Annotated in this window: 12 protein-coding genes and 1 pseudogene; all 13 read right to left on the reverse strand. The window is 32.9% G+C overall.

Going from position 1 to position 11814, the window contains the following annotated elements; all coding sequences use genetic code 11:
* Window positions 1-92: 92 nt before the first annotated feature.
* Window positions 93-1094, reverse strand: coding sequence for a DUF3644 domain-containing protein (locus GTO82_RS05645; RefSeq protein ID WP_180872834.1), 1002 nt, complete (start codon window positions 1092-1094; stop codon window positions 93-95).
* Between the two features lie 289 nt (window positions 1095-1383).
* Entirely contained in the window at window positions 1384-2754 is a 1371-nt protein-coding gene (locus tag GTO82_RS05650) for an FRG domain-containing protein (protein ID WP_180872835.1), read from the reverse strand.
* A gap of 161 nt (window positions 2755-2915) precedes the next feature.
* Complete coding sequence (locus GTO82_RS05655; protein WP_180872836.1) at window positions 2916-3593, reverse strand: helix-turn-helix domain-containing protein; 678 nt, start codon at window positions 3591-3593, stop codon at window positions 2916-2918.
* Between the two features lie 218 nt (window positions 3594-3811).
* Window positions 3812-4798 (reverse strand): dTDP-4-dehydrorhamnose reductase, encoded by a 987-nt coding sequence (gene rfbD / locus GTO82_RS05660; protein WP_180872837.1) that lies wholly within the window; start codon window positions 4796-4798, stop codon window positions 3812-3814.
* Window positions 4799-4814: 16 nt separating this feature from the next.
* On the reverse strand, window positions 4815-5423 hold the full coding sequence (rfbC, locus tag GTO82_RS05665; RefSeq protein ID WP_004897504.1) for a dTDP-4-dehydrorhamnose 3,5-epimerase: 609 nt from the start codon (window positions 5421-5423) through the stop codon (window positions 4815-4817).
* 29 nt (window positions 5424-5452) lie between these two features.
* Window positions 5453-6337, reverse strand: coding sequence for a glucose-1-phosphate thymidylyltransferase RfbA (gene rfbA, locus GTO82_RS05670; RefSeq protein ID WP_180872838.1), 885 nt, complete (start codon window positions 6335-6337; stop codon window positions 5453-5455).
* 6 nt (window positions 6338-6343) lie between these two features.
* Complete coding sequence (rfbB, locus tag GTO82_RS05675; RefSeq protein ID WP_180872839.1) at window positions 6344-7381, reverse strand: dTDP-glucose 4,6-dehydratase; 1038 nt, start codon at window positions 7379-7381, stop codon at window positions 6344-6346.
* A 168-nt stretch (window positions 7382-7549) separates the two neighbouring features.
* Window positions 7550-8834, reverse strand: a pseudogene (gene tnpC / locus GTO82_RS05680) (IS66 family transposase).
* Window positions 8782-9015 carry a hypothetical protein gene (locus GTO82_RS05685; RefSeq protein WP_095183156.1) on the reverse strand — a complete coding sequence of 78 codons (234 nt, stop codon included), beginning with the start codon at window positions 9013-9015 and terminating at the stop codon, window positions 8782-8784. The pseudogene tnpC and the gene GTO82_RS05685 overlap by 53 nt, the downstream one beginning before the upstream one ends.
* A gap of 84 nt (window positions 9016-9099) precedes the next feature.
* Window positions 9100-9417 (reverse strand): IS66 family insertion sequence element accessory protein TnpB, encoded by a 318-nt coding sequence (gene tnpB, locus GTO82_RS05690; RefSeq protein WP_260983129.1) that lies wholly within the window; start codon window positions 9415-9417, stop codon window positions 9100-9102.
* Window positions 9414-9584, reverse strand: coding sequence for a hypothetical protein (locus tag GTO82_RS05695; protein ID WP_180872840.1), 171 nt, complete (start codon window positions 9582-9584; stop codon window positions 9414-9416). Before GTO82_RS05695 ends, tnpB begins: the two co-directional genes overlap by 4 nt.
* 189 nt (window positions 9585-9773) lie before the next feature.
* Window positions 9774-10160, reverse strand: coding sequence for a hypothetical protein (locus GTO82_RS09665; RefSeq protein WP_222125470.1), 387 nt, complete (start codon window positions 10158-10160; stop codon window positions 9774-9776).
* Between the two features lie 637 nt (window positions 10161-10797).
* Window positions 10798-11814, reverse strand: coding sequence for an acyltransferase (locus GTO82_RS05700; RefSeq protein WP_180872841.1), 1017 nt, complete (start codon window positions 11812-11814; stop codon window positions 10798-10800).

Here is an 11814-nt window from a genome sequence, read left to right on the forward strand (position 1 = left end):
TTGGTAACAAAGATAACTTGTGAAGGATTAAGCTGAGTTCCTGAATGGGAGTAAGGTATCGACCGAGAATTCTCATGCTCCTGGGGTTATCTTTATTTTTTTGCTCTATTTTTATTCAATTCTTCTTTTATATGAATAATTATTTTAGGCTTCTTTATGATTTCTTCAACTATAAAGTCTACTGTTTTTATTGAATACCCATATCTTCTTCCAATATGATAAAAACAACAATATTGATCATTTTGTTTTAGGTTGTAAAACTTTGCAAAAAGTTGAAAATCGTTGGTTGTAAAGATACCCTCAGTTTCTACCCCTTTGATTACTTTTATTAGTTTTATCTTTTTGACTTTTAACTTTTTGTTCACCAGACTTATTATTTTTTTAGTGGTATAAATATAAATTGAATTGCTATCTTTAATATCACGTACTATAGCGATACTATTTTCAGCATTTTTATCTATTTTTACTTTTAAATCAGCATCATTTGCTCTTTTTGTCAAAAGTAGGTGCGTTTCAATAGGAATTGAAAAGTTAGAATTTTCAGTTTGAATCTCTCCCTGAACTTCATTTCGTTCTCTGATCAGCCGCTCTGCTGTCTCTTTAGAGTATTTTGCTCTTACCCGTTCATCCGAAAGCTGATCTACATTTAAACTTAATGTTAAGAAACTTGAAGTTACTTCTTGTGTAATGTCTCTTCCATGAAATTCTTGTAATTTTTCAGCATAATTTAAAACACTCGCCTGGAATAAAGGGGCATAAATTGCTTCATAGTCTTCCGTAATAAAGTGTGTACTTGTATTTCTAAGCTCTATAATTCTCTCTAAATTGAGGCGAAGAGGATCATTTTTATTTGTAAATACTTTCCTTATACAATTTTCTAAGGAAAGAGTTCTATCGGGCTTATCTTTAAAATAAATACTTTCTAGTCCATCTCTATTAACCAAATAAGCTTTTAACATCAATTCCCATGCATTTGATATAAAAAATGCAAATCCTTCCGCCCTATATTTAATCGTAGGCTTATTATATATTTCCAAACCTAGTATGAATGCTTCGACACTTTTATTTACCAACCTGGTTGAAATATTTTCCATGATTGCACTTCCTAATTAATTATTTACTCAAATTATATCAAACATATGTTTGATATATAAATATAATATAAACTTTATTGAATTGAAAATTAAAATTTCTTTGTTTAACACGCTGAAAAAAGTAGGCTATCAAAAGAACCTACTTCATTTATCAAAAAAGTTAGTATCTAAAAAATCGGTTTATAATTAGAAGTGGTTTAAAGTATTATTACTCATCGATTTTTGAAATTTCATAAACTTGAGGTCTTATCTTTTTAATGAAACTATAGAAACCTCTATGCCTTTGTAATCAACTGTCATTTTCAATCTTACAATCAAATTCCTTAATACCAGAAATTAAACTTAACATATTATTATCTCGCTTAATAAAGTCACCTTTTAAATTTTCAAAATCAATACCTGCTTTTTCTAAAAAGTCTTTTGGTTGTAATGAGGGTGTTGCAAGTGTCACTTGACCTTCCATTCTATTCACTGAAGGATCTATAGGAAGATAGTAATCATCACAATTTTCTTGTGTAATTACAGTTTTACTGTATCCCTCACCAGTAATAAATAATCGCGCTCCAGCATAAAGATTAGTTTTAATGTGTAATTTTCCACGCAAAAGCTTTACATCTAAAATTACTTCAACTGCATTTTTAGATTGTGGTAAAACTTTCCTATTAACTTTATCTGAGTCAGTCAATACTAACTGATATATATAGAAACTATCGCTCCAATCCTCTTGTAAAATAAATTGATCAACATTTTTTCCCGTGTTCCACCATCTTTTTCCATTTCCTTGGCTCCAAAACTGAGTTAAAATGTTTACTCCTCTTGGAGCGCCTTTTCTTCTAAACCAAAGGGTCAGCATCTCATCGTTTCTCTCTTTAGCAATTTGATAACCCAATTTTTCTAATTCTTTCTTTTTCAAAAGCGTATGCGTGAATACTGTGCCATTTTCTTTTTTATAAGCACTTGTTACTTTATGAAAATTAACTATTGTTGCTTTTGATACATCCTTTAAATCAGGTACTATCCTATCTTTCGTCGGATCTTTATATAGACGATCAGAAGAATAATTTCGCTCTTTCAATTCAGAAAATATTTTTTCTTGATATTCAAAAGGAATTATAATTTCTTGATACGATTTAGTATCTCTAAAATCTTTAATTCCAACAATTTTATTATTTTTAATTTCATTTGCTGGGAATGCAAATGTCCCTTTTTGTTCTTTCATCCTCTCGTTATCATTATCTATCAAAGTATTAGGAGTAATAAACAGGTCATGCGAAAGTATATTAGTTGCCCTCTCAATAGTTAGCGAACAATTATACTTTTTATTAAACTGGTCTACTATAACAGATACTTCTCTTGAACTAACTGTTGGAACGAAACTCATTAGTTTTGCCTCAAGACTATCTGCACTTACATTTTCTCTAATAAAAACAAACACACTACTATCTGCACGCTCATTATTATTGACTGCAAAAAACAAAGCTACTAATGGATCAGTAGTCATATCTAATATTCGTGTTAATCCCCCATTGTGCTGTTGGTAAGCAAGATTTTGAAAATCACTCTTATCTTTCTTTTTGTACTGTTCAAAAAATTGATGTTCCTTACTCAAATTTTCTTTATTTCGTGCAATTGTTGGATTCATATTTTCATATTTAGTCAACTGACCTCTAAAAAATAATTTATTTTGTTTTTTATATGGATCAAAAAAGTAATTCTTTTCTCGTATTCCTGTAACGTTATTTGTTGATCATCTTTCATTAATTTTCTCTCTTTTATAAACTTTATATCATTTATCACGTTGATTCGTAACGAAATTACTATTCAGTGTTTTTTCTCATATTTATAATAAATAAGTTCTCCGGAATAGCTACGCTGGGTCAATACATCTGTGATTTCTTCTATAAAATTAATATTTTTAAAATATGGATTGTCTTTTACTATTTCTCGTTGCCCAACAATAAAATTAAAGAAAAATAATCCTGTCCAATAAATTAGATCAAAATTATCCTCATAGTTTTTAAACTCTTGACTTATATCTCCAAAAAACTCTAGCTCATGAAAAATTTCAAAGATTTCTTCTTTTACTTTTTTTAATGGCTCACTATCTGTCTCCTCTTCCAGCATCAACTCTAAGTATTCATCCCTTAATAAATTGTCCACTAATTGTATTGTTTGAACTTGCTTTCTTAATTCAGCTTTCTTCCATGCATCTCTATCACTTATTTTTCGCAATAATTCATTTGAGTTACTGTTAGCGATATCACTATTTTTAATATCGTCAGGTAATTCACTAACTAAAAACTGTTCCGGAACATTCAATGCTAGAGCTAATCCATGAATAAGGTACCCGGGAATATATCGAATTCCGCGCTCATAATTTCCAATAGTTGCAGCACCAACCCCGACTTTTGATCCTAAAGTCTTCTGAGTTAACCCTCGAACTTTTCTTATTCTATATAAATTTTTTCCCATCACTTCATTTATCTCTGAAACATTCATTCTATAGTCGTCTATCCTTTTTCTTATTTAGTAATTATATTTTATATCTTCCTTTACTTTGAATGTAGTACTGGTTTGTCGTGTTTTTATGTCTTTTTTTAACTTATTGTCTATTTATGAGACAAAATTCATTCAATTTGTTGTATTATCATTTCCCCACCAAAAAAGACCAAGCAAAAATTGCTTGATCTTTCATTCGGTATTATTTAGTTAAAAACTTACTTCCCCAACTCATCAAAGAAGCCGTCAGCCTTTAAAATGTCTAAATAGCGGCTGATAGCGTCTGGCCAAGTTGGAAGTGGCTTAAAGCCGTCTTCTTCTAACTTACTCTTATCTAAACGAGAGTTAAACGGACGAACAGCCTTTGATAAGCCATATTCTTCAGTAGTTACGGGAGTAACCTTAGTCTTGTAGCCTGCTTGACGATAGATTTCTTTAGTGAAATCGTACCAAGAAATATAGCCAGTCTTAGTACCATTTTCGTCATGGTCGCCTTCACTTGCTGGTAATTCCGCATTAGTTGCATGGTAGTAGCCGTACTTATCAGTTTCAATCATGTCTACCAATAAACGAGCTAAATCAAAAGTATAAGTTGGTGTACCTACTTGGTCGCTAACAACTTTAACTTCATCATGGTTTGAACCAACTTTAAGCATTGTCTTAATAAAGTTAGATCCGTTTACACCAAATACCCAAGCAATACGAACGATGAAGTACTTGTCCAAGGTATTAGCAACAGCTTCTTCTCCACCAAGCTTAGTTTCACCGTAAACATTTAATGGCTTGTAACCCTTAAAGTCAGGTTCCCAAGGAGTAGTTCCTTGACCATCAAAGACGTAGTCAGTTGATAAGTAAACCATTGGGGCATCTAGCTTTTTAGCAACATTAGCAATGTTTTGAGTTCCATCAACGTTAACTTTGCGAACAGCAGCTACCTTGTCATCATCTTCAGCCATGTCAACTGCAGTCCAAGCAGCACAGTGAATAATCACGTCAGGATTTACTTCAGAAATAACCTTGCCTACTGCGTCTGCATCGGTAATATCTAAAGAAACGTATGGAGCTTTAGTCACAGCTGTGCCATCAGCAACACCAGCATATTCAGGTGCTAAGTCTGATCCCACACCTTCATAACCACGTTTAGCAAGTTCATTCATTACGTCATGGCCAAGTTGACCATTAACGCCAGTTACAAAAACTTTCATTAATTTACCTCACTAATTAAAACTTAAAAGTATCCTTTAAGCCTTTCCATTCTTGATCACGGTCAGATAAAGTAAGCTTAGTACCATCATCAAGAGTGTAGCCACTAGCATCTGGACTGCCTGGGTAATCACCCTTAAGATGTGGCCATTCGATACCAATTTCAGGATCGTTCCAAGCCATACCACCTTCATCGTTTGGGTGCCAGAAATCGTTAACTTTGTAACAGAATTCTGCTTCATCACTTAAAACAAGGAAACCATGAGCAAAACCTTGTGGGATCAAGAATTGTTTCTTGTTTTCAGCAGTTAATTCAACCCCGTACCACTTACCGTAAGTCTTTGAGTCGCTACGAAGGTCAACAGCAACGTCAAATACGCTACCACGAACAGCACGAACCAACTTGATTTGTGGGTATTTCTTTTGGAAGTGTAAACCACGAAGTACACCCTTAGTTGAACTTGATTGGTTATCTTGAACGAAGTTAATGCTGAAGCCAGCATCCATCATATCTCTTTGGTTAAAAGTTTCCATGAAGTAACCACGGTCATCACCGTGAACAGTTGGAGTGATAACTGCTAAACCTTCAATTCCACCAACATTTTTTTCAACTTTAATTTGTCCCATTTTAAAAGCTTCTTTCTTAATTAAAAATTTTAGTAACGAACTTTACCTTCAGCAACAGCCTTTAAGTGTTTACCATATGGGCTCTTGCCATAGTGCTTAGCTGCTTCTAAAAGTTGATCCTTGTCAATCCAGCCGTGAATATAAGCAATTTCTTCTGGAGCTGAAACAGAAACGCCTTGACGTTCTTCAATCATCTTAACGTAGTTAGAAGCGTCAACTAAACTTTGCATTGTACCAGTATCAAGCCATGCATAACCACGACCCAAAAGCTGTACACCTAAGTTATCGTCTTGTAAGTACATATCGTTTAGACTAGTAATTTCTACTTCCCCACGTGCACCTGGCTTCACTTGAGCAGCCTTTTCACTTACACCAGCTGGGTAGAAGTAAAGACCAGTAACAGCATAGTTACTCTTAGGTTGTTCGGGTTTTTCTTCGATAGATACAACTTTATCATTTTTATCAAAACCAATAACACCAAAACGTTCTGGATCATTTACGTAGTAACCAAATACAGTTGCCTTACCCTTTTGGGCATCTTCAGCAGCATTCTTAAGTAAATCAGTAAAACCATTACCGTAGAAAATATTATCACCTAAAACCATGGCACATGCTTCACCATTAATGAAATCTTCACCTAATGTAAATGCTTGAGCCAAACCATCTGGACTTGGTTGAACCTTGTAAGAAAGGTTAATACCAAATTGTGAACCATCACCTAATAGTTCCTTAAAACGTGGAGTGTCAGCTGGAGTAGAGATAACTAAAATATCTTTAATACCGGCTAACATTAAAGTAGATAATGGGTAATAAAGCATTGGTTTGTCGTAAACTGGCAATAATTGTTTACTAGTTACTAAAGTCAATGGATATAAACGAGTACCTGAACCGCCTGCTAAAATAATTCCCTTCATGCTGAATTAGTCCTTATCTAAAACTTGCTTCTTACCGTACATTTCGTCGTAATAGTTTTGGTAATCACCAGAAATGATGTTTTCCCACCAGTCTTTGTTGTCAAGGTACCATTGAATGGTCTTCTTGATACCATCTTTGAACATTGTTTCTGGAAGCCAGCCTAATTCGTTGTGAATCTTTTCTGGGTCGATAGCGTAACGACGGTCATGACCCTTACGGTCAGTAACGTGTTCAATTAATGAGTATGGCTTGTCTAAGTAATCACAGATAAGTTTAACAATATCAATGTTAGCCATTTCGTTGTGACCACCAATGTTGTAAACTTCACCAGGCTTACCATTTTCTAAGATAAGGTCAATTGCGTTGCAGTGATCTTCAACGTAAAGCCAGTCACGAACGTTCTTACCATCACCGTAAACTGGTAATTTTTCATTGTTTAATGCCCTTTGAATCATCAATGGAATCAATTTTTCTGGGAATTGATATGGACCATAGTTGTTAGAACAACGTGAGATGGTTACTGGCAAGTTGAAAGTTCTGCCATATGCACCAACTAACAAGTCTGCACTAGCCTTACTTGATGAGTAAGGACTTGAAGTATGAAGTGGAGTATCTTCGTGGAAGAAAAGATCTGGACGATCTAATGGTAAATCACCGTAAACCTCGTCAGTTGAAACTTGGTGGAAACGCTTGATACCGTATTTACGGCAAGCATCCATTAAGACAGAAGTACCGATAATGTTAGTTTCCAAGAAAATTTCTGGATTTTCAATAGAACGATCAACGTGACTTTCAGCAGCAAAGTTAACTACTACATCAGGCTTTTCTTCTTCGAATAACTTGTAAACACCTTCACGGTCACGAATATCTAACTTAACGAACTTGAAGTTAGGGTTATCCATAACATCCTTTAAAGTAGATAAGTTACCTGCATAAGTTAAACTATCTAAACAGATAATTTTATAATCAGGATGCTTCTTTAACATGTAAAAAACAAAGTTTGAACCGATAAAACCGGCACCACCAGTAACAATAACTTTCATATTTATCCTCCAAATTTTTGAGTTCATATGAAGTATATAACATTACGTTACGTCACCCTCAAGAGGATAAAATAAAAAAATGCTGTTTTTTAATTCGTAAGCGTCAAAAACTGAAGTATATTGAAAAAGCGGTCTAGCTTTGATACAGAGTGTATCTGCTAGGCCGCTTTATGTTTTACATACTTTCTGAACTTCTTTTGTCCATGGTAAATAAGCTGACAGTGCTTCTTTATCTGTCAGAGTATCTTCATTTGGTAATTTATCTAGTAAGTATTCAATATATTTTTCTGGATCAAGGCTATTTCTTTTGGCTGTCTCAATTAAACTCAAAATTATAGCTGATGATTGTGCACCTTCAAAGCTTTGTGAGAATAACCAGTTTGCTATCAAGCAAGACATTCTTGAAGGTCTCTTCATGATTCAGTGCATAAGCAATCGCTTTACCAAGCTTGGATCCTGGTAAAACCATCGGTTGATTATTTCGACACCAGTCGAAGAATCCTTCAAATAAAGGCTTTAGTTCTTTTTGTCGTCTTTGATATCGTTCTTCATTAGATAGCTTCTCCCATGACCTCTCTAAGGTAAACATCCTATTACAATAGTGAACCCCTTGTTTAGACAGAGACTTTCCCTTATTAGTAGGTGGCATTGCTTCTTTAAACTTTCTTCTAACATGTGCCCAGCAGCCAACTAGCGTTGTGCTAGATAATGGCTTATAATCTTGCCACATATCACAGTGAAGATACCCGGAAAAATTGCCTAAAAAGTCTATCGCAACTTTACCGCTGCGGTGTGGGTCATGATGATAAAGAATTATTGGTTTCTTTTCTTGTTTGCCTGATAAGAAAGTCCAATAGTAAGTTTTAATAGTTTCACTTTCAAGTACTCGATAACTGGTTTCATCTGCATGAAGAATCTCCTGTTGCAGAAGTCTTTCCTTCAATAAGTCATAAAGCGGTTTGAAGTAATATTCACTGCACTTCATTTGCCAGTTAACTAGATCTTGTCTTTGAATAGGCAAGCCTAGCTTTTGCCAGTCGTTCTTTTGACGGTAAGCTGGTATTTTTAACTCATACTTTTGGTAAATACTATGAGCAATAATTGAACTTGAACCATAACTATGGGCTAAAGGAGCCTTAGGAATAGGTGCTTTAATAATTTTGTCTCTTTCATTATTTAAGCTGCAATGTTTACACTTGTAAGCATGCTGTATATGATCGAGCCGCTTAATTTGTGCAGGAATAAAGACTAATTCTTTTCTTACAGTCCAGGAGCCAATTTCTTTTAATTCATGTTGGCAATCTGAACAGATTTGTTCTGCTTCAGATAGTTTATGATGTACTTCTTCTGAAGGAAAAGCTGATAGAATAGCTTCTCTTTTAGCTTTATGTTTACTTCTCTTATAGATAATAGTTTCTTCTGGCTCTTCTCCTGGGAAGATCATCATCTTCACTAATTTGATCTTCTTCAAACAAACTGGTTTGACCAGATAGTGGCATCTGTTCAGAAGATTTACCGTATCTCTTTTGCGTTAAGTACGCTACTTGTTCTCTGAGAAGGGCTATTTCTTCATTTAAGTTATTAATAGTTGTTGTTAAACTTTTAATAATTTCTTTTGATTCTGCTTCAGTCATTTGTAAGCCCTCCTAGATTTCGTTAAACATAAGGATATCAAAAAAGCACGTAAAATCAATAGAAATTACGTGCCTTGGCATCATTTATTTTTGGCGTAATAGAGAAGCCCTGCATAACCAATCAACTTGTTCAGAAGTTAGTGCTTTTACCTCATCTTGATTCTTAGGCCAGTTCATCTTACCATTTTCAAATCTTTTGTAGAGCAGCCAATATCCTTGTCCGTCCCAATATAAAGCTTTAAATCTATCTTGTTTCCCGCCACAAAAGAGAAACACTTTACCAGAAAAAGGATCAAGTTCAAAATTCTCTTTAACTAAATAAGCTAAGGTATCAATGCCTTTTCTCATATCAGTCTTGCCGCAAACAATATATACTTGACCGAGATCGTAAAGATTAATCATGGCAAGACTTTTTCTAGAATTTCGATCATTATTTTAGAATCTAGAGACCTATAAAAATTTAGCTCTAAATCTTTATTTTTAATACTTAGCATCAGAGTATTACGACTATTTCGTTTTGGAAACTTAGTTTTATCTGTTAAAGGTACAATATCGTGTTTATCGTTCATAAAATTTGCCTCCTCAAAATTGATAAGACAAGTATAGGACGAAAGCAAAGGAGAAGATAGGTACTTCAGTTTTTGACGCTTACGGTATTTTTTCTAAATTCATGCAGATAAAGACAATAAGCGTCAAAAACTAAAGTGTATTGAAAAAGAGATACTCTTCATAACGAAGATCATCTCTTTTTTAGTAGTTTAGGAACTAGTTTTCCATATACTTATTTTGCTACAATCTTTTTTTTCAATTTGTTCATATATTTTATCTATTAAGCAACATACTATAACTAACAATATGGAAATAACTATTCCATACAAAAGAAAGAAAAGATAATTATAGTTCTGCAACTTAGAAACATGAAGAAAGTCATTCCATAACCACATTCTTATAAATGGATCTTCTGTAATGAGATATGCTGCCAAAACCGATGATGCAATATAGTTAATAAACTTATTATAAAAGCTCTTCATCGAAATATCTATATTAAATAATCCAAAAGCAGAAACCATTGGAATGATACCATAAGTAAAATGCATCATTTTATCACCATGATTTCTTAATACCATAATTGAGATTAAATTCAAGGATAAGTCCACCTACAAATATGCCCCATGATATAAATTTACTTAATTTTATATCATATTTTTTCATATAGCCAGCTATTAAATAAACTGTTATTAAAACTGATGCCGAATTCATATCTCCAAATGGACTAAGACTTTTAACAAACAATGGTAAGACCGTAGAAATAAATGCAATTATTTCAATGTAATATTTAAGTTCATTTTTATTTAAGGACGTAAGCATTCGATTTAAAAGTGGAATAAATAGCATCCAGTAATAAACCAATATTCACCAAAAACAACTGAAAAATTTGCTGTTAAGATTTTAGTAATAGATAATTTTTTTAATCCTGTTATGCTAATAACAACTACAAATATTAGCCATGAATAAATTAAAGTTTTTATCCATAATTTTTTTGCTCTGTGCCAGCCATCCTTTGCACTCAAAACACGTGACGATAAAAAGTAACCTGAAATAAATACAAATACACAAACACAAATTTATCCTAAAGGTTGATAAATTAAATATTTATATCTATAGATTTCCTTCCCCCCATAACGAATAATGGGAAATAACAATAAATACTATGGAAACAATACGTAATAATTCAGACTTTGAGTCTCCAACTTTTTTCATATTGTTCGTATTTCTTTCTTTTTAACCAAATCTAACTTTTATTTTTGACCATAAGTGTAAAATATATAGTCTAGTAAAATCAATTAGAGTTGCTGTGCAATAAATAACGCATGCAACTAACAATTCATATCCTGCCGTATATGGAATCGTTTGCCATTGCTGTGCATGAACAATCTTATCCCATAAAATTGGTAGAAAAATAGCTTGACAGTGAATTAAATATACAGCAAACGTAGATGCAGCAATTTTATTTATTATTTCGTTATAAGAAATAGAGGTGTTTTTAGCAATCAAGAAGAGCGATACACCAGCTATAGCTTCTAAAGGACTTGATGTAGTCAAAAATGCAAACCATGACTTAGGTCTAATCAAATCTAGTACAACTATAGAGCTCAACATTAAAATTAGTGATCCTAAAAATATTAAAATATAATATTTTTGATTTTCTTTTGTAAAATCAGAAGAATATTTTCTTAGATATCCTCCTACAAAATAAATATAAACTAAATTAATTACAGAATTATTGTTAGTTACTACTGTAATATTCTTTAAATAAGGAAGTAAAGAAAACATAATAAATAGAAGTAAAAGAAGCTTTTGATATTCTTTTTTATCCAAATGTTCAATTACAATATTCATATATGGCACTAAAATATACATACCAATATAAGCAGAAACATACCAATAATTTCCTGTTAAAACTGGTAGAAATGATTTAAGTGCATCTTTAGGATTGATTGGAATAACATGGAAAATCACTAATAATAAGTAAATAGATATTGAATAAAATAAGGTAATTCCCCAGATCTTTTTCAGAGATTTTATTTTAAAATGTGATCCACTTAAAAAATAAGCTGAAATTAGGGTAAACCCCCATACACCTAGTTCTCCACCCATCCATAAACTTTGAATAGATACTCGATGAACCAAATTTAATTCATCATAAGAAAACTTAGTTTGCCATGTAACATGACCAGCAACGATTAAAAACATGCATATTATACGTAACAGTTCAAAATTTGATTGTCTTTTTTTCAT

This window comes from Lactobacillus johnsonii, assembly GCF_013487865.1.
In the GTDB taxonomy this organism is placed as follows: domain Bacteria; phylum Bacillota; class Bacilli; order Lactobacillales; family Lactobacillaceae; genus Lactobacillus; species Lactobacillus johnsonii_A.